The organism is Lentzea roselyniae (genome assembly GCF_039537795.1).
In the GTDB taxonomy this organism is placed as follows: Bacteria; Actinomycetota; Actinomycetes; order Mycobacteriales; family Pseudonocardiaceae; genus Lentzea; species Lentzea atacamensis.
In genome coordinates this window covers 1-18,115 of sequence record NZ_BAABBE010000048.1, presented here as the reverse complement: position 1 = coordinate 18,115, position 18,115 = coordinate 1, and the positions used below count along the sequence as shown (strand labels likewise).

At 68.8% G+C, this 18,115-nt stretch carries 18 protein-coding genes, 1 tRNA gene, 1 other RNA gene and 2 pseudogenes; 5 read left to right on the top strand and 17 right to left on the bottom strand.

The genetic code is table 11. From position 1 onward, the window contains the following. Positions 1–20: 20 nt before the first annotated feature. The 11 genes from ABFX45_RS42470 to ABFX45_RS42420 form a co-directional block, all read right to left on the bottom strand. Complete coding sequence (locus tag ABFX45_RS42470; RefSeq protein ID WP_109632735.1) at positions 21–782, bottom strand: helical backbone metal receptor; 762 nt, start codon at positions 780–782, stop codon at positions 21–23. After that, the gene (gene npdG, locus ABFX45_RS42465) at positions 782–1,447 is read right to left on the bottom strand and encodes an NADPH-dependent F420 reductase (protein ID WP_346136681.1); all 666 of its coding nucleotides are present in this window, start codon (positions 1,445–1,447) and stop codon (positions 782–784) included. Before npdG ends, ABFX45_RS42470 begins: the two co-directional genes overlap by 1 nt. 76 nt (positions 1,448–1,523) lie before the next feature. Continuing rightward, positions 1,524–2,921 carry an RNB domain-containing ribonuclease gene (locus ABFX45_RS42460; protein ID WP_346136695.1) on the bottom strand — a complete coding sequence of 466 codons (1,398 nt, stop codon included), beginning with the start codon at positions 2,919–2,921 and terminating at the stop codon, positions 1,524–1,526. A 34-nt stretch (positions 2,922–2,955) separates the two neighbouring features. Then, a complete protein-coding gene (locus ABFX45_RS42455) occupies positions 2,956–3,150 on the bottom strand; it encodes a hypothetical protein (RefSeq protein WP_109632731.1) in 195 nt (64 codons plus the stop codon). Beyond that, the gene (locus ABFX45_RS42450) at positions 3,147–3,620 is read right to left on the bottom strand and encodes a hypothetical protein (protein WP_109632729.1); all 474 of its coding nucleotides are present in this window, start codon (positions 3,618–3,620) and stop codon (positions 3,147–3,149) included. The genes ABFX45_RS42455 and ABFX45_RS42450 overlap by 4 nt, the downstream gene beginning before the upstream one ends. A gap of 18 nt (positions 3,621–3,638) precedes the next feature. Beyond that, positions 3,639–4,640 (bottom strand): C40 family peptidase, encoded by a 1,002-nt coding sequence (locus ABFX45_RS42445; protein ID WP_112232390.1) that lies wholly within the window; start codon positions 4,638–4,640, stop codon positions 3,639–3,641. Positions 4,641–4,643: 3 nt separating this feature from the next. Further along, on the bottom strand, positions 4,644–5,237 hold the full coding sequence (locus ABFX45_RS42440) for a hypothetical protein (protein WP_109632725.1): 594 nt from the start codon (positions 5,235–5,237) through the stop codon (positions 4,644–4,646). Between the two features lie 12 nt (positions 5,238–5,249). After that, positions 5,250–7,112, bottom strand: a complete 1,863-nt coding sequence (locus ABFX45_RS42435; protein WP_112232388.1) for a hypothetical protein — start codon at positions 7,110–7,112, stop codon at positions 5,250–5,252. Further along, a complete protein-coding gene (locus tag ABFX45_RS42430) occupies positions 7,109–9,964 on the bottom strand; it encodes an ATP-binding protein (RefSeq protein ID WP_211337168.1) in 2,856 nt (951 codons plus the stop codon). The genes ABFX45_RS42435 and ABFX45_RS42430 overlap by 4 nt, the downstream gene beginning before the upstream one ends. Next, positions 9,939–10,409: a hypothetical protein gene (locus ABFX45_RS42425; RefSeq protein WP_109632721.1), complete on the bottom strand. Its 471-nt coding sequence runs from the start codon at positions 10,407–10,409 to the stop codon at positions 9,939–9,941. Before ABFX45_RS42425 ends, ABFX45_RS42430 begins: the two co-directional genes overlap by 26 nt. A 3-nt stretch (positions 10,410–10,412) precedes the next feature. Next, positions 10,413–10,691, bottom strand: coding sequence for a hypothetical protein (locus ABFX45_RS42420; RefSeq protein ID WP_170154763.1), 279 nt, complete (start codon positions 10,689–10,691; stop codon positions 10,413–10,415). Between the two features lie 415 nt (positions 10,692–11,106). Here ABFX45_RS42420 and ABFX45_RS42415 point away from each other — a divergent pair, with 415 nt between their 5' ends. Together ABFX45_RS42415 and ABFX45_RS42410 are read left to right on the top strand one after the other, a co-directional pair. Beyond that, positions 11,107–11,370: a hypothetical protein gene (locus ABFX45_RS42415; protein WP_346136677.1), complete on the top strand. Its 264-nt coding sequence runs from the start codon at positions 11,107–11,109 to the stop codon at positions 11,368–11,370. A 39-nt stretch (positions 11,371–11,409) separates the two neighbouring features. Beyond that, the gene (locus ABFX45_RS42410) at positions 11,410–11,907 is read left to right on the top strand and encodes a hypothetical protein (protein WP_346136675.1); all 498 of its coding nucleotides are present in this window, start codon (positions 11,410–11,412) and stop codon (positions 11,905–11,907) included. A gap of 130 nt (positions 11,908–12,037) precedes the next feature. Here the strand turns inward: ABFX45_RS42410 and ABFX45_RS42405 are convergent, their stop codons facing one another. Further along, positions 12,038–13,162 carry a threonine synthase gene (locus tag ABFX45_RS42405; protein WP_346136673.1) on the bottom strand — a complete coding sequence of 375 codons (1,125 nt, stop codon included), beginning with the start codon at positions 13,160–13,162 and terminating at the stop codon, positions 12,038–12,040. A 111-nt stretch (positions 13,163–13,273) separates the two neighbouring features. On the opposite strand from ABFX45_RS42405, the gene ABFX45_RS42400 reads away from it, so the two are divergent. Further along, entirely contained in the window at positions 13,274–14,473 is a 1,200-nt protein-coding gene (locus tag ABFX45_RS42400) for a S8 family serine peptidase (protein ID WP_109632712.1), read from the top strand. A gap of 277 nt (positions 14,474–14,750) precedes the next feature. On the opposite strand, the gene rnpB is transcribed toward ABFX45_RS42400, so the two are convergent. Next, positions 14,751–15,131, bottom strand: an RNA gene (gene rnpB, locus ABFX45_RS42395) — RNase P RNA component class A. A 175-nt stretch (positions 15,132–15,306) separates the two neighbouring features. On the opposite strand from rnpB, the gene ABFX45_RS42390 reads away from it, so the two are divergent. After that, the gene (locus tag ABFX45_RS42390; RefSeq protein WP_346136670.1) at positions 15,307–15,828 is read left to right on the top strand and encodes an NAD(P)H-dependent oxidoreductase; all 522 of its coding nucleotides are present in this window, start codon (positions 15,307–15,309) and stop codon (positions 15,826–15,828) included. Here the strand turns inward: ABFX45_RS42390 and ABFX45_RS42385 are convergent. Continuing rightward, positions 15,821–16,885: a bifunctional RNase H/acid phosphatase gene (locus ABFX45_RS42385; RefSeq protein WP_346136693.1), complete on the bottom strand. Its 1,065-nt coding sequence runs from the start codon at positions 16,883–16,885 to the stop codon at positions 15,821–15,823. The two genes, ABFX45_RS42390 and ABFX45_RS42385, sit on opposite strands and share 8 nt — an antisense overlap. Before the next feature lie 264 nt (positions 16,886–17,149). Here ABFX45_RS42385 and ABFX45_RS42380 point away from each other — a divergent pair. Further along, a tRNA-Leu gene (locus ABFX45_RS42380) sits at positions 17,150–17,235 on the top strand. Here the strand turns inward: ABFX45_RS42380 and ABFX45_RS42375 are convergent. From ABFX45_RS42375 to ABFX45_RS42370, 3 genes and pseudogenes are all read right to left on the bottom strand, one after another. Next, the gene (locus tag ABFX45_RS42375; protein ID WP_346136668.1) at positions 17,214–17,696 is read right to left on the bottom strand and encodes a hypothetical protein; all 483 of its coding nucleotides are present in this window, start codon (positions 17,694–17,696) and stop codon (positions 17,214–17,216) included. The genes ABFX45_RS42380 and ABFX45_RS42375 overlap by 22 nt on opposite strands. A gap of 78 nt (positions 17,697–17,774) precedes the next feature. Then, a pseudogene (locus tag ABFX45_RS46695) lies at positions 17,775–17,864 on the bottom strand (recombinase zinc beta ribbon domain-containing protein); the annotation flags it as partial. Positions 17,865–18,000: 136 nt separating this feature from the next. Beyond that, positions 18,001–18,115, bottom strand: a pseudogene (locus tag ABFX45_RS42370) (IS5/IS1182 family transposase); the annotation flags it as partial.

The window sequence follows — 18,115 nt, the reverse complement described above, 5'->3', positions numbered from 1 at the left end:
CGCGAATCCACCTACGGTTGTCAACCCTGGCCGTAGTCGAGGGCCCGTTCGAGGCTTTCCCGCGCCTCGACGAGGGAAGGGCCGTACCAGGTCAGGTGTCGGCCGTTGACCAGCACGTACGGCAGACCGGGAAAGCTTTCCGGGCCGTCTTCGTGGGTGAACACGTACGGCTCGTCGGGCAGGATCACCAGGTCAGGGCGCCGGTCGTTCAGCTCCTGCAGGCTCGGCCGCGGGTAGCGCTCGTCGTCCGAGGCGTAGACGTTCTCGATCCCCAAGCGCCGCAACACGTCGGTGGCGAAAGTATCGCGGCCGACGACCACCCAGGGGCGGCGCCAGACGGGGATCACCGCGGTGAGCCTCGCCGGTTTCGTCTCCCGCCACAGGTTCTCGGCCTGCCGCAGCCAGTCCGGTTCGAGGTCCCACGCGGTGCCGAAGAACCGCCGCAGCGACTTCAGGGCCATGGGGACGGTTTTCGGAGCCTCCGTCACCCAGACCTGGATGCCGTTGGCGCGCAACCGATCGACGTCCTCGGCGCGGTTCTCCTCCGAGTTCGCGATGACGAGGTCTGGGTTCAGCGCCATGACCTTGTCGACGTCCGGGTACTTGGAGCCGCCGACGCGTGAAACATCCAAAGTGGATGGATGGGTGCAGTAGTCCGTCGCGCCGATGAGAGCGGACGGAACGCTGACCGCGACGGCCTCGGTGATGGAGGGGACCAGGCTGACCACGCGGGCCGGCTGGTCGAGCACCACCGGCTCACCGAGGTCGTCGACGGGCAGCATCAGACTCCCGTGATCTTCAGACCGGCGTGGGTCTTGTAACGGCGGTTGATCGCGATGAGGTTCGCGGTGAACGCCTCGACCTGATGAGCGTTGCGCAGCCGGCCGCCGTAGACGCCGCGGAAGCCAGGCACCAGCTCGGCCAGCTCGCGCACGGTGTCCGTGGCGTCGCGGTCGTCGCCCAGCACGAGCACGTCCATGTCCACTTCGGACACGGAGAGGTCGGCCAGCAGCACGGCGGACACGTGGTGGAAAGCGGCGGTGACGCGCGACTCCGGCAGCAGCAACTCGGCCTGCTGGGCGGCACTGCCCTCGGTGACGGGAAGGGCGAACGGCCCCTGCTTGTCGAAGCCGAGCGGGTTCACGCAGTCGATGACGATCTTCCCGGCGAGCTGGTCGCGCAGGCTCTGGAGCAGGTCACCGTGACCGTCCCACGGAACGGCGACCAGCACGATGTCCGAGTCGGCCGCGCAGTCGGAGTTGTCCGCACCCCGCACGTCGCCGCCGGCGACCTCGACGATCTCCTTGGCCGCCAGCTCGGCCCGCTCGGCGCTGCGGGAACCGATGATCACCTTGAGGCCCGCCTTGGCCCAGCGGATCGCGAGGCCCTTGCCCTGGGCTCCGGTGCCCCCCAGGACGCCAACGGTGAGGTCACGAATCTCTGTCACCCGTGCATCTTCACACGGGCGGCCGAGGACGGGCTGGGCAACGTGACGTTGCGCTCGGATGTGGTGCCGGGCGCACTCAAGCGCGCTCGAACCTCACGCGCCGCTCAACAGGATCCGCCTCAGCCAGCCGCACCCGAATCCGCTCCCCCTCGGGCAGCCGCTTCCCAGCGCACTTGGCCAGCACCGGCGGCGCGGCCACGAAGATCTCGGCCTCCTGCTCCCCCGCCCGCATCACCACGGCCTCGAACTCCTGCCCCACCCGTCCGGCCAGCACCCAGGCCTCGACCTGGTCCAGCGACGCCCGCTCCACCTTCGCGGCCAGCGAGTCCGACGCCCCCATCAACGACGGCAGCTGCGGCAACGCCTCCGCCAGCCACGAAGGCAGCTCCTCCCCCGCCGTCACCGCCAGGCAAACCTCCGTGGCGAACCGGTCCACCAGCCGACGAAGAGGCGCGGTGACGTGTGTGTACGGCGCCGCAACGCCTGCGTGCGTCACAACCTCGGGAACCTCACCGTTGAAAGCCGAGTACCCCGCACCGCGCAACAACCGCGTGGCATCCGTGAACAGCGCCAAGGCCTCCGGCTGAGAAGCGTCCAGCCCGGCCAGAAACGCCCCCGGCGACACGTCAGCGGGCCACGGCACCCGCAAAGCCGCCGCGGACTTCCGCAGCGCCGCCACAGCCGCGACATCCGGATCCGGCAGCGTGCGCAGGATCCCGACCCTGGCCTCCAGCATGATCGACGCCGCCGCCATCCCGGTCATCAGCGAGATCTCGGCGTTCCACGAGTCGACGAGGGCCCGCGGCCGCGTCACCAGCTTCCAGGCGGAGCCGTTGGACTCGATCTCCTGCTCCGGCAGCTGCAGCTCGATCGCCCCGCGCGAACGGGCCAGCGCCCGCCGCAACGGACCGAACTCGGCCAGCGCCGCGACGGACGGGTGCGGGTTGCCGGTGTCGAACGTCTCCTGCACCGACGCGTAGTCGAACTGCGCCTGCGACCGCACCAGCGCGCGTCGCACCTCGACCGAAGTCGGCACACCTTCAGCTGAACAGGTGAACGTCCACAGCACGGCGGGCCGCACCACGCCGGGCAGGAGAGAGGCCGCGCCCTCGGACAGCACGGTCGGGTGCAGCGGCACGTTGCCGTCGGGCAGGTACATGGTCTGGCCGCGCTGCCGGACCTCGCTGTCGAGTGCCCCTCCGGGCGTCACGAACGCGCCGAGATCCGCGATGGCGTAGTGCACGACAAAGCCCGTGGAGGCCCGTTCCAGGCACAACGCCTGGTCCAGGTCCTTGGCACCGGGCGGGTCGATCGTCACCAGCGGGATCGAGGTGAGGTCGGGGCGGTCTCCCACCGGTCGGGACACCGCCGCCTCTGCCTCGGCAAGGACTGCGGCGGGGAACGCCGGCCGCAGCCCGAACTCCGTGCGGATGCCGTCGAAGGACAGGTCCGCACGGCCCGTGCGGATCACCATGGAAGCCACCCGCACAGCCTAGGGAATCAGGACCTCAGTCCTCGTCGTCGCCGCGCCACTTCTTGTCGGACTCGTCGGCCGCGCGGGTGCGTTCGCGGGCGATCTCCAGCGCGCGGGCCGCGGTGGCCTCGTCCGGGTAGGGGCCCATGCGGTCCGGGCCCTTGCAGCCCTTGCCCTGCTCGACCGTCTGGTGGGTCAGGCAGTAGAACCAACCGCTCTTGTCGCTCATCGGCGTTCGCCTCCCAAAGGCGCCGGGAATCCCCGCGGCGGCGTTGACTGGTTGGCGTTGGCGTACTCCGACGGGATCGGGTCCAAACACGACACCAGCACCGTGCGGTCCTCGGCGTTCTCGATCTTACGCCCGGAGCGGTCCCGGTAGACGAGAGAACCGTCGGAGTCGATCTCCATGATCGCGCCGACCTCGGCCAGCTGGTCCTCGTCCAGGTCCACGAGCTTCTCGTAGCGGGACGGCACCACCCGGTAGATCGGCCAGTTCAGGTGACCGTAGGTGCGGTGGAACTCGGCGAGCAGGTGTGTCATGTGCTGCTGCCAGGGCAACGGCATCGCCTCGGCCAGCGCGCGCGGGACGACGACGTAGTCGGACGACATCCCTGGACCACCGGCAGCCATGTAGTCACGCACCGGTGTGCTCGACGCGGGCGGTCCGGAAGGCCTCGGGATGGGGTCGTGGTTGAACATGCAGCGCCTCCCCGCGATCTACACGCCCGGCCGGACGGCCAGCGGCATCAACTCGTAATAGTTCCAGTTGATCTTGCTGATCTTCACGACGTCACCCGTCTGTGGCGCGTGGATGTACTCGTCTCCGCCGAGGTACATGCCCACGTGGTGCACAGTTCGCGGGTTGTTCGTGTCAGTCGCCCAGAAGATCAGGTCGCCTGCCTGGGCTTCGCGCACCGGAAGGTGGGCGCCGCCCTTCTCGTACTGGTCGTTCGCCACGCGTGGGATCTTCACGCCCGCCGCGGCGAACGCCTTCACCAGGATTCCGGAGCAGTCCCACGCGTCCGGGCCGTTGCCGCCCCACAGGTACGGCTCGCCCAGCTGCTCCTTGGTGAACTGGATGGCCACGCCCGCCGCGTTCGACGCCAGCAGGAACTGACCGGCGCCCGCGCCGCAGCCGGCCGGGTCGGTGACCTGGCCGAGCTCACCGAGCAGGAAGGCCGCCATGGCCTCCCAGTTGTGGTAGCGGTCGGGGTACGCCGAGCGCTCCACCGCCTGCGCCGAGTCGCCGGGCCGCTTGGTCTCCCAGTCCGGCACCTTCAGCAGCACGTCGTAGAACTTGTTGATCGCGTAGGTCGGGTCGATCACCTCGGCGGGTGATCCCCAGCCCATCGACGGGCGCATCTGGAAGATGCCGAGCGAGTCGCGGTCGCCGTAGTTCAGAGGGCGCAGGCCCGACTCGGTCATGCCCGCCTGGATGGCGATCTGCCACGCGAGCGGCGGAAGCTTGCGCTCCTGGCCGATGGAGATGATGCGCGCGACGATGTTGCGCTGTTCCTCGTTGAGCCGCGACGCGTCATGACGGCCCTTGTCGCCGCCGCCCGCGTCCCACGGCCCGATGGCCGCGTTGCAGCTCATCAGCTTGAGCCCGCCGACGGCCGCCGGGTTCGTGGAGTTGCTGACCACCTGTGTCACGCCAGACGTCGCGACCGCGATCACCACGACCGCGACGAGAGCCCCGACCAGCAACATGAGCCGCATGGGTCAGTCCGCCTTCGTGTAACTGTTCACCAACCACTTGCCGCCGGGCGACTTGACCAGCGTGATGCGCACCTTGCCGAGATCCGTGGGCACCTCGAAGTCGACCGACGACGTCGTGGAGCTCACCGCCACGACCTTGTCGGTGAGCTTGTCCGGCACGTTCCTCGGGTCGATGGTGGCCATCTGCGCGAGGAACTCGGGCGTCGTGTACTCCTCGAGCTCCTTGAGCCACTGGTTGACGTCGTTGTTGGGCGGCGGCTTGATCCACGTCTCGGCCCACAGCTCCGCGGTCACCTGCGCGTCGGCGGCAGGCGGCGCCGCCTTCGCGGAGTTGCTCGGTGCCGGCGCCTTGGTCGGCAGCGAGGCGCCGCTGGAGGGCAGCTGCCCGACCTGGTTCGGCTGCTGCGACGACGACTGGCCGGCGACCGTGGGCGTCGCGGGCTTGCGGTCCAGGACCCTCGGGATGATCACGCCCAGCGCGACGACCACCACCACGAAGATGATGATCGAGGCGGCCAGGTGACGCGGGGAACGCAGCGGCCATCCCCAGAGCCTGCGGTACACCGCGGCACGGCCGCGGTTGGTTCGGATCGGCACCTACGCCTCCCTTCAGTTGTCCCTGACTTCGAAACCGCGCGACGGTCGGTAGATCACGTGCACCTGACGCCCTGCCACCACTTCCGTCTCAGCCCTGCGAGGTTCCTGCACCGGGCCCGAGTAGCCGTTCGACCGCGACGGCACGAGCACCGCGTCGTCGACCCGGTCCCACTGCCTGTCGGTGACCGGCGGGCTGTCGACCACGCGCGACCGGGCGACCGGCAACGCCGCCGGACCCGATCCCGCCGGCAGAGCACCGGCACGCACGCCGTAGCCGTCCCCGCCGCTGACGATCTGACCGGGCTGGGCGTCGCGGTCGAGGCGCTGAGCCGTCGCCATGACCGGGCTGGAGGCCTCCGGGCGAACACGGCCGCGACCGCGCTGCGGCACCTCTTCGCCGTCGGTGTCGTTCTCGCGCACGGACTCCCAGAACTCGTCCTGCGGCGACGGGCCGGGCTTCTTCTTGCCCATCATCTTCGACCAGATGCCGCCGCTCATCGGCAGGACGTTGCTCGCGGAGCCGACCGACATCTCGACCATCTGCCACATGCGGCGCAACGGTTTGCCGATCACGAAGCACACCAGCGTCAGCATCAGGCCGAGCAACGTGCGCGTCAGCAGCGAGAGCCCGGTCGCGTTGAAGATCGCCTGCAGCAGCAACGCGTGGACGCCCGCGAGAACCGCGAGCACCAGCACGTTGAACACCGTCACGGCGGCCGCGCGCGCGACCTTGCGCAGCAGGTCGTGGTGGATCAGCGCGACGAGACCGATGAGCGGTCCGGCGAGCGTGAGGATGCGCAGCAGCAGCTGGGCGAGCAGCACCGCGGCCTTCGCGAACAGCTGGAACAGCGAGAACGCGATGGACTGCAGCAGCGCCAGGAAACCCGCGCCGGTGCGGCTGCCGTCCGTGCCGTCGAAGTAGCCCTTCGCGGTGCCGAGCTGTTTCTCCAGCGCGATCCACTCGTTCTTCTTCGCCTGCAGAGCCGCCTGGTCCGCGTCCTTGTGCTCGGCGATCTCCGCCGTCGTCCACGCCTGGGCCTTGAGGATGCGCGGGCCGTACTCGGTGGCCTGCGGTGCCTCCGGCGTGCCGAACGCGCCGCGCAGCCAGCTCTGGTAGACGACCGCGTCGTGCAGCTTCGTGGGCAGTACGTGGAGTGTGCCTTGTTCCTCAGGTGCCTCGATGAACCCCGCCTGGATCTCCGATGTCTTGGAGACCAGCGTGTTGTCGAGGAGGTTGTAGAACTGCGGCAGGGCCAAGGTGGACGTCGCCAGCCACATGGCCGCCAACGCCCAGAGCCCGCGTTTGGAGATCGTGGCGAAGTCGCCGGTCCAGATCTGGCGGAACATCAGGATCGCCAGGATCAACGCCACCAGGCCGAACCAGCGCAGGTAGACGTTGTCGTAGACCTTCTGCACACCGTTCTTCACGGCATCGTCCAGCGGCACCAGCAGGCCGCGGCCCATCACCGTGTAGTGCAACGCGTTCGTGGCGCCGACGATGTTCTTGCCGATGCTGAACAGCTCGTTGCCCGCCCACGTGTCGAGCGTGGCGTTGGCGTTCGGCACGATCGAGCAGTTGGCCTGGTAGTAGTGCCACACCATGCCCGCGTAGCCGTAGTCGAGGTACGGCGAGCCCGGCAGGCCGTTGCCGACCGGCGGGTCGAGCGCGCCGACCATGCCCGCGCCCGGCCGCTCCGGATTCGGCGCCTCGTTGCAGGATTGAGCGTGCGCGGCTGGGGCACCCAGTACCACCTGGAGAGCCAGGATGGCTGCCACGAGGCCGACCGACCTCGTGCGAGCTGACATGCGTACCGAGAACCGCCGCCTCGCCCAGAGCAAGGCGGCGATCGCCAGCACGATCGTCAGCGCCGTCATGCGGCGCCGTCCCGGTGGCGGTTGGAGCCGTCACCGTGGCCCACCAGATGGGCCTCTTCCTCCGTCAGTCCGAGCTCCATGTCCGCCGCCAGTTCGTCGTCGATCTCGTCGGGCACGTAGGCGGGCTGAGGAGCCGCGTGGTCGTCGTCCGTCTTCGCGAGCTGGCCGGAGCCGTTGTCGCGCTTGGCGTCCGGGGTCGTGTCGAGCGCGTTGCGCAGGTGCTCGAGGTGCGGGCCGCTGAAGTCGATGCGGATCCGCTCCACGCCACCGGCACCGTCGCCGAAGATGAACTGCCGCGGCGCGCGGTCGCGTTCGGTCGCGGTGCGCTCGCCACCGGGGCGGCGGCCGAGCGACGCGACGACCTGCTCGTACCCGGCGCCGACCGGCACCTTGAGCAGCCGCAGCGCGTCCGCCTGCGCCTGGTCGTCGTCGAGACGGCCGACGAAGACCGAGTCGAGCAGTGCCACGAAGCCCTGGATCTTCAGGAAGTCGGCCGGGATCTGCGACGACAGCAGGACACGGACGTTCCACTTGCGCGAGTCACGCGCGAAGCGGTTCATCAGCACCCGACCGGTCGGGACCTCCGAGAGGAAGAACGCCTCGTCGATCCAGACACCCTTGCGCTGGTCCTTCGGCTTCTCGTAGATCGAACGCTGGGTGAGCCACGCGGCGAGGTTCAGCATCTCGACACCGAGCGACTCCGCGTCCGTCCAGTGCTCGCGGCCGACGCCGTCCTTGGGCAGGTTCAGTCCCGCCATGGTGAGGACGGTGAGCCGGTCGTCGCGCACCTCGCTGTACGGGTCGTGGTTCTCCTCGGGGATGAGCAACGACATGCGCTCGCGCATCTCGTCGAGGAAGTCCGCGACGACGACGGCGTGCTCGTGGTGCTCGGACGCGTCCCGTCGCAGCGCCTCGAAGACGAGACCGGGGTGGGCGTCGAAGCGGCCACCGACCGTGCGGACCGCGCGCAGCAGCACGATGCGCGTCTGGGGCAGACGCGCGACCTCGTAGGGCAGCAGGCCCGTCAGCACGTCCAGCACCAGACGACGACGGGTCGCCGCGGCCAGTGCCTTCTCGCGGCGCCAGGCCCGTTCCGGGTCGTCCTCGTCGAGGAAGTGCTCGATCATCGGCTCGGCGACCACCCGGTACGGGTTGAGGATGCCGGGCTGGGCGTTGAGCAGGTTGATCGGCCGCGCGTACGGCCGCAGCTCCGGCAGGTCGCACAGCGCCGCGAGCGGGCCGGACGGGTCGAGCAGCGTCCAGTGCGCGCCGGAGCGCAGCGTCTTGTAGACGATGCCGCCACCGAGGAACGACTTACCGGCACCCAGACCCGCGACCATCGCCGTCAGACCCGAGGCGTCACGGAGCTCCTGCGCCATCCACGGGTCCCACGCGACGGGCCGGCGGGTGGCCGTGACGGTCTCGCCGAGCAGGATGCCGCGGCGGTCACCGACCTCGGCCGTTGCCGTGGGGACGGCCGAGGCCGCCCACAACACCGAACCGCGGCGCAGGTACGCGCCGTTGGACAGCGGTTCGCCGGGGATGAACTCGCGGGCGATCGCGTACTGGGCCTCGGGGTGTTCGATCGCGATCTTGGGCTTGTACAGCTCCAGCAGCTGCTGGGCCAGCCGGAGCGCCTCGCGCTCGGTCGGGCCGCTCACCGCGAGCCGCCACCAGCTGCGCACCCGGGTGCCCAGCGCGGTGAAGCCCGACGTCATCTCGTCGTCGATCTCCAGCACGCGACCGGCCTGGCGGGCCAGCGACTGCGGCGGCTCCAGCTCGTGCTCGTCGGTGTAGTGGCGGACCTGCGAGCGCACCTTGCTCATCTGGCGCGACAGTTCGCCGGAGACTTCCTCCGGCTTGCGCACGTAGATGCGGGCGGACCACTCGACGGAGGCCGGGAGCCGGTCCGCGCGCTGCACCCACGGGTCGTCGACCTCGGGGATCTGCAGGCCGTGCATGAGCCCGACGGTGAGCACCGCGACGTGCCGCTTGATGCCCGCGTTCGAGCCGGTGCGGCCGCGCACGGTCACCGTCGGCGAGTACGGCTCCTGGTGGAAGTCCGCGGCGTCGGTGAAGGACGCGAGGTCCTCCGGTTCCCACGCGGCACCCGGCACGGCGGGCAGGTTGCGCGGCGCGGGCAGGCCCAGCGAGCACGACCGGTGCATCAGCCAGGACATCTCCTCGGCCGTCGCGGGACGGCCTTCGAGACCCGCGGAGCCGATGACCTGGTCGAGGTGCTCGACCTCGGAGTCCAGCGCGACCAGCTCGGCGTCGACGGCGTCCGGGAAGACCTTGCGCAGCACGGGCGCGGCGCGTTCGACGGCGCGGTCCATCATGTTGCGGGTCTGCACCTGGACGCCCAGGTAGACCTCTTTCTCCGCCATCGAGCGGCCCATGAGCTGCTGCTGCTCGCCGATCATGTAGTCGTCGAACGACAGCGTGCCGGGCGTGTCCGGCAGGCGCTTGACGGCGTTGTGCACGTGCGCCTCGGCCCACATGCGGATCGGGTACGGCCGTGTCGTCACCCGCAGGTGCATCCAGCGGCCCTGCAGCTCGGCGTACTGGCCTGCGATCGCGGCGATCAGGTCCTGGCGCTGCGAGTCGCTGCGGAACGACCAGCGCTGCGGCGCGAGCCGGTACCAGGCGTAGACCTCCTGGCCGGTGCGCAGCAGGTGACCGTCGATGCTGCGGGCGGCGATCGACGGGGTGTAGCTGGGGACGGCCTGCTCGCCGGGCAGGCGGCGGCCGCGCTTGGAGTAGACCTGCGCGCGCTCGCGGGGGTCGGCCGCGGCGTGCTGGGCGATGTGCTGGGCGGAGCGACGGTCACGGTCTCGCCGGCGTCCGAACACCGCGAACCTCCTTCTTACGGCTGGCTGACGTCCGGCGGTGCTGGGCCTGCTGTCTCGCCCGTTGTTTCTTGCTCAACTTGGGACGAGGCCGCTGCGGGCTGACCCGGATCCGGGCGGCGCTGGCCGCTCCGCCGGTGCTTGCCGTGCGCTCTCGAGGTGCGGTGAGCTCGCGGACCCACATCGACATGACGGCCGTGAGCGGCCGTTCATGGCTGATCCGCTGGGTGATGAAGCGTGTGAGGATGATCGTCGCCACGAGGGCCCACGCGGTCGAGAAGAACCCGAACCCGATGCCCATCTGGCGTTCGATCGTGAGTACGGCGAGGAAAACGACGATCCCGACGCCCCACGCGACGTACCGCGCGCGCCAGGGAAAAGTCGCTTTGGGCGGGCCGAGCCAGACGGCGTCGACCCGGTAGACCTCGTCGTCAGTGCGGACCCGCACGTGTCAGCCTCCGACGAACAAGCCGGCGAGCCACTTGCCGATGTTCGATCCCGCGTCGGTCGTGACCGCGAGGCCGATGATGGCGAGCGCGACGATCACACCGCCGAGGCGGCGCATGACACCCGCGTTGTCACCTTTGCCACCGCCCAGCCAGAGGAGCAGGAGCGCGACGGTGAGCAGGAGCAACGGAACGATGTTGTTCAGGATCCAGTCGCGGACATTGCCTGTGCCCGGCACCGGCGGCTGCTGCTGAGCGAGTGTCACCAGGTCCATGGCGGTCATTAGGTACTCCAGAGTGCGCTCGGGCTTGCGCTACGAGTAGAACACGAGTTCGTCACGACGTGTGAAGCTGTTGGAGCGGGCTGTAGATCATCTGGCCGTTCCCCCTGGGAGGAATTACGTCTAATCTGGCCGACACATCATCACTGAGGAGACGTCAGTGGGGAACACCCGGACCAGGATTCTCTCCGTCGCTGGCAATGTTCACCCGACTGCGAACGCCCTGGTCACACACAGTGCGTGCGTTCTAAACATGCGCACGCGTACACCCATGTGAATGCCCTGATCGGCCGGTTCGCGACCCCGCCGCGGGTGCGGCCCGGAGCGACGACTCCGAGGAGATTCGCCCATGCTCGAACCTGACCTCGTGCCGGACGGAAGTGTGGACGGAATCACAGCCTCCCCTAGTGCTCCAGGCGTGGATCAGCCTACCGGGGAGGGCCCGCAATCGCGGCGCCGGGTCCAGCGGACGATCAACTTCGACCGGTCGGTGCTCGAGCGCGCGCGTGCGGCGGCGACGTATCTGGCGTCCTACGAACCTCAGGCGGGGGTGCGCTCGCTGGCCGACATCGTGAATCCGGCGGTGCTGGCTTATGTCACCGAGTTGGAGGAGCTCTACAACGCGGGCGAGCCGTTCCGGCCCGTGCTGAAGATGCCTTCCGGGCGACCAGCCAAGCGTTGAGTGTTCACAGGTTTGTGAAAGCTGTGCAGCTTCTGCTGCATGTCACGGTTCCTGCTGCGCCGCGACCGGGTCGTGCTGACGTCCTGGGTCGTGTTGATCGCGGGCGTGGCGCTGAGCGTGTCCCGCCAGTACACCGGTCTGTTCCCCACTCCTGAGGCCGCACTCGCCTTCGCCCGTGACGTGGCTGGCAATGCGGCGCTGACCGCGTTCACCGGCCAGCTCACCGCCCCGACGCTGCCCGGCCTGATCAGGTGGAAGATCGCCGACATCGCGTTCACGCTGATCGCGTTGATGGCGGTGCTGACCGTGGTGCGGCACATGACGGCGGCGTTGCTGCAGGTGCCGCCCGCGCTGGTCGTGGGTGCCGTGGCGATGCTGGCGGCGGGGTTCGTGCCACGGGCGGCGGTGGCGATCTCGTTCGTGGTGTGGCTGGTGGTCAACATGTTCGGCGAGATCGTGGGGCCGTCGCTGGGCATGGACTACGGCGTGGCGAACCTGGTGTCGCCGTTCCACTCCACTCCCTGCCCCGCGTGCTGACCGGGGAACAGCTCACCGCCGCGACCCTGCTCGGGCTCGCGGCGGTGGCCGTTCTGCTCACTTCGGCCGGGATGGCTCGGCTTCGTGTGCGGGACCTCGGTCAGGAGGCTGGGCAGGGCCAGCACCACGGTCAGAGGCGGACACCCGGGTACTTGATGCCTGCTCCGGTGTTCAGCACGACCACCTCGTCACCCGCCTGGAGCCAGCCGTTTCCGCGCAAGGCCCGGACCGCGCTGATCGTCGCAGCGCCTTCCGGGCACAGGAAAACGCCCTCGAGTCGCGCGCACTCCGCGCGGTCTTCGAGGATCTGCCCATCGTCCACAGCTATTGCCGTGCCATTGGTTTCGTTGATGGCGCGGAGGATGATGAAGTCCCCCAACGGTTTCGGGACGTTGATGCCGAACGCGGCCGTGAAGGCGTTGTCCCAGAACGCCGATTCGTCCGCACTCTCGTCGAAGGCCCTGACGATCGGCGCGCAGCCGGTGGACTGAACTGCGACGAGACGCGGCAGGGGCCCGTCGATCCAGCCGAGTTCGCGCATCTCGTTGAGCGCCTTGTGAATGCCGATCAGGCCGACCCCGCCGCCGGTCGGGTAGACGATCACGTCGGGAACGCGCCAGCCGAGCTGTTCGACGATCTCGTAGCCCATCGTCTTCTTGCCCTCGATGCGATAGGGCTCCTTGAGCGTCGAGGCGTCGAAGAGATCGACGTCTTTGATCGCCTGCGCGGCGTCGGCGATGGTGCCCGGCACGATCCGGAGCTCGGCGCCGCTCGCCTCGACCTCCTCGCGGGTGATCAGCGGGGCGTCCTCCGGCATGGCGATCACGCTGCGGAGGCCAGCGCGGGCCGCGTACAGGGCCCAGGCGGCGCCGGCGTTGCCGTTGGTCGGCATCTTGATGCCCTCGACGCCCAGTTCCTTGGCCCTGGCCACGCCGACGGCCGCGCCGCGGGCCTTGAACGAGCCGGTCGGGATGAGCGACTCGTCCTTCATGAGGATCTTGGCGTCGAGTGCGCGGCTCAGCGCGGGCAGCGGGACGAGCGGGGTCATGCCCTCGCCGAGGCTGAACGCCGGGTCGGGGTCGCGGACCGGCAGGACGTCGCGGTACCGCCAGAGGCTGTTGTCCCCGGTGGGCCTGCCGACCCTCGTGAGGTCGTAGCGGGCCAGCAACGGCGAGGAGCAGGAGTGGCAGAGGTTCTGTTGCTGATCGGCGTCGTGGTGCAGGCCGCAGCGGGCGCATTCCAGATGAGACAGCACGACATATCAATACAGGAGCAACCCTTCCGGATTACACCCGAACGGGCTAGTGAATATGTCCGTTCGGGTGCGAGCATCGTGGTCCCTGCTCAAGCCCCTTTGAGGAGAGACATGCGACGACTCACCGTCAAAGCCCTGTTCGCAGCCGTCCTGCTCGCCGCCGCCGTGCCTGCCGCTCCTGCCGTTGCCGATGCCCAGACCAGTGGGTACATCGTGCTGCTGAAAGACGGCGTGAGTGTGCCCAGCGTGACCAACCTGGCGGGAATCACCGTCGAGAACCTCTACCAATCGGCTGTTCGCGGTTACTCAGCGCGCATGACCGCCGCCACCGCCGCGCGCCTCGCCCGTGACTCGCGGGTCGCGCTGGTGCAGCCGGACGGCGTGGCCTCGATCGCCGCGCAGACCGTGCCGACCGGCATCGACCGCGTCGACGCCGAACTGAGCCCGACCGCTCGCATCAACGGCACCGACGAACGCGTGAACGTGGACGTCGCCGTGATCGACACGGGCGTCGACCTCGACCACCCGGACCTCAACGTGAACACGGCGGGCGCGAAGAACTGCTCCACCGGCCGCAGCGCTGACGACGGCAACGGCCACGGCACCCACGTGGCGGGCACCATCGGAGCGCTCGACAACAGCGCCGGCGTCGTGGGCGTCGCACCCGGTGCCCGCATCTGGCCGGTCCGCGTGCTCAACAACCAGGGCAGCGGCTCGTTCTCGGCCATCATCTGCGGCATCGACTACGTGACCGCGCACGCCGACGAGATCGAGGTCGCGAACATGAGCCTCGGCGGCTCCGGCAGCGACAGCGCCTGCGGTTCCAACCGGGACGCGATGCACGAGGCGATCTGCCGCTCCGTGTCCGCCGGCGTGACGTACGTCGTGGCCGCGGGCAACAGCGCGGCGAACTCGGCGACGTTCGTCCCGGCCACCTACGAGGAAGTCATCACGGTCAGCGCGCTGGCCGACTTCAACGGCCAGCCGGGCGGCGGCGCGGCGTCGACGTGCCGCGCGGACGTCGACGACACCTTCGCCGACTTCTCCAACTACGGCGCCGACGTGGACATCATCGCGCCGGGCGTGTGCATCCTGTCGACCTGGAAGGGCGGCGGCTACAACACGATCTCGGGCACCTCGATGGCCAGCCCGCACGTCGCGGGTGCGGCCGCGCTGTACAAGGCGACCCACCCGAGCGCGTCCCCGGCAACCGTGAAGACGGCCCTGCGCTCCGCCGGGACCAGCAACTGGAACACCTCGACCGACAAGGACAGCACGCACGAGCCGCTGTTGAACGTCGCGTCGTTCTGATCGTGCGACGGTGCCCCGGGTTTCGGCCAGGGGCACCGTCCCACGTGGACCTCAGGCCGGGATCTCGTTCCTGAACGCCTGGTGCAGCGCGGGATCGAGCCGTTCGGCGACGGGGAGGTACTCGGGCACGTCGAGTCTCTCCAGCGGCATTCCGGCAGGTTCAGCCAGAGGAAGTCGCCCAGGAGCTTGATGCTCCAGTGCATCCGTCCCGGTGTGGCCGCGGCCGGCGCGACTCGCACCAGGCCGTCCTGCTCGGACATGAGCCGATCATGAGGGGCGGATGAGCCGGCATGTAAGCCGGATCCTGTTCATGGGACTCGCGTCCCACTTGGCGGCCATCCATCTGGGCCTGCCGTTGCCGACAGGCTCTAGCGGCCTACCCGCGAGCATCGGACGGGCCGCCCTCAAACGCTCACGCAGGCACTTTCGTGCCCTCTTGGCCTTGCTCCGGGTGGGGTTTACCTAGCCGCCCCAGTCACCTGGGGCGCTGGTGGTCTCTTACACCACCGTTTCACCCTTACCCCGGCTCACGCCGAGGCGGTCTGCTTTCTGTGGCACTGTCCCGAGGGTCGCCCCTGGTTGCCGTTAACAACCACCCTGCCCTGTGGAGTCCGGACTTTCCTCGACAGTCTCCTGCCGCGGCCGCCCTGCCGACTCATCCGCGCCCACCAGGATATCCCAGGAGCTGAGACCGGTTGTCCGCTGGTCCGGACGTTGGTTCACTCAGCCCATGACACGACGTCGCCACGTCGACTACGGCCGCGTGGCAGCCAGCCTGTGTTGCCTCCGCTGAGCGCGCTTTCTCTCACCCGCGACCTCAGGGAGTGCTTGCCATGTCCGATCTGCTGATCATCTCCGGCGCGCCGACCCCCACCGCTCCGACCGGCGTCGTGGTGTCCTCGGTGTCCGCCGCGCTGGAGGCCGCAGAACACCGGGTGTCTTTGCTGCACGTGCGCTCGTTGCCCACGTTGTCCCTGCTCACCGAGGACCTCCGCGACCCGCAGATCGCCGCCGCCGTGAGCGCGGTGCTGTCCGCGGACGGCGTGGTGGTGGCATCACCGGTGTACCGCGCCGCCTACAGCGGCCTGGTGAAGGCGTTGCTCGACCTGCTGCCGAAGAAGGCGCTGCGAGGCCGCCCGGTGCTGCCGCTCGCGACGGGCGGCAGCCAGGGCTTCCTCGTGGCGATGGACTACGCCCTGCACCCGCTGCTCGCGGCCAAGGGCGCCGACCAGGTGGTGCGCGGCGAGTTCGTGCTGGACCGCAACGTGGGCTCACCGGCAGCGGCCACCGCGCTAAAGGCCGCGATCGGTCGTTTCACACTGGCCCTGACGCCCCGCCTGCGGAAGGTCAGCTGAGGTGTGACGTGTCGTTGACGAGCTTCACCGACGCGTGCCCGTCGGGGTAGAACTCGGCGATCGACACACCCGTCAGGTCGAGGTGCATCCGGAACAGGAACTGCGGCCCGACGTCGAGCGCCTGGCGGAGCACCGTCTTGATCGGCGTGACATGGCTGACCAGGACGAGCGTCTTGCCGCCGAACTTCGCGATGATCTCGCTGCGCGCCTTGCGCACCCTGGCGTTGACCTCGTCGAAGCTCTCCCCGCCTGGCGGCTGGACGCTGGTGTCGCCGAGCCACCGCCGGTGGATCTCCGGATCCTGCTGCGCCGCCTCGGCGAACGTCAGCCCCTCCCAGGTGCCGAAGTCCGTCTCGATGAGCCCTTGGTGCGTGACGACCTCAACACCCGTCCTCTGGCCGAGCGCCTGAGCGGTTTGCACGGCCCGTTGCAACGGCGACGAGATGATCGCCGCAATACCATCCACTTTGGACAGACGCTCGGCAGCCTTGGCCGCCTGCTCCAGCCCGAGCTCCGTCAGCGGGTGATCCCCACGCCCCGAGTACCGCCGCTCGACCGACAGCCTGGTCTGCCCGTGCCGCAGCAGGATCAACCGCGTCGGATCACCCGTGGCACCACTCCAGTGCGGCTGCTTGTCGCCTTCCTTGCTCGCATCCGGCTTCTCGTTCCCGTCCATGGCCTCGTTGGCCAGCCGGTCGGCCTGCCGGTTGCGCTCACGCGGAATCCACTCGTACGTGATCCGCCCGAACGTGCGAGCCAGCTGCTGCGCTTCGAGAGCCAGCGGCTGCATCGAAGGGTGCTTGATCTTCCACCGGCCGGACATCTGCTCGACGACGAGCTTGGAGTCCATCCGCACGTCAACGGTCTCGGCCCCGAGCTCCTGCGCCGCCCTGAGCCCCGCGATCAGCCCCTGGTACTCGGCGACGTTGTTGGTGGCGACGCCGATGAACCCCTTGCGCTCGGCCAGCGTCTCGCCGGAGAGCTTGTCGCGGACGACGGCCCCGTACCCGGCAGGCCCGGGATTGCCCCGCGACCCGCCGTCTGCCTCGACGATCACCTTCACCGGCCGGCCTCCTCTGCTGCCGGCCCAACCTATCTCGTCATCGGTGGATGAGTCGTGCTGGTACAGCTGTACGTGGTGTGGGGGGTCGGCCGGAGCTCCCGCATGACCTCATGCGGCTACCTGCGCGGTCACGCCCAGCGCTCCCCACCTTGACCCTGCCCCGTCACCACGCCCTCGACGGTCCGGCCGCCGGGGGTCTTCGTCGACGGTGACCCCCGTGCAGGGGGTGCTCTGGTGTCCTCTATGATTGAGCGGTAAGTCTGGGTGGCGGAATGGCAGACGCGCTAGCTTGAGGTGCTAGTCCCCGAAAGGGGGTGGGGGTTCAAGTCCCCCCTCGGACACCAGCTTTATCCCTACCAACGGGCCGGATGCTCGCATCGAGCATCCGGCCCGTTGCGTTGTAGACGATCTCGACGTTCAGCGCCTCGTACAGTCTTTGCAGCTCGGCGAGGTCCGCCTGTCTAATTACCTTCTTCACGTCGCCGAGCGAATCAATCATGGCGTGGATCTCGGCGGCGCTTCGCCCGACGCGTTTCGGTGCCCCGTTCAACTCGGCTTGAGCAGCCGCGCGCTTCTCCTGCGCCTCGTTCATCGCCTCGACCAGGGCGGACGGGTCGATTCCCGCCGCAATGGCGTCCTGGAACCTGCGCAGCTTCGCTTCCGCATCGGTGAGACGTTGCCTCGCCGCAGCATGGTCGGACGCGCCAGTCTCGCCGTTTTCTTGGGACGCGACGAGAGCCGACACCGTTTTGTCGACGTTCATCGGGTCGAAGAGGTGATCAATCCACTTGTTGAAGTGCTCCATAGCCGCAGCCTCGGGCAGGTACACGTTCGTCGGGTGCCCCTTCAACGCGGGCGAACCGGGGACCATCGTCCGAAGCGCACAGCGGTAGTAGGTCCTCGGACCGCGCGGCGTGCCCTCCATCCGGCGAGTGCAATAACCACACTTCACCCGTCCTCGAAGCGGGTACACCCGCTTGGTCCGCTTCGACCCCCGCACCAGCTTCTTTCTGGCCGAGAATCCACCAGCCGCGCGCGACCGACGAAGCAACTGCGCTTGAACGAAATCCTCGACCTCGACGACCTGCGGATGTGCCTGCTTAGAGTTCCTAACAGAGGGTTTTGACGTGTCGGTAGCAGATCACGCAGGTAGCCAGGCCGAGGAACGCCTCGTGAATATCGTCGCGGCGTTCCCAGCGGATGCGAAGGCGCCGCATGCCGTGG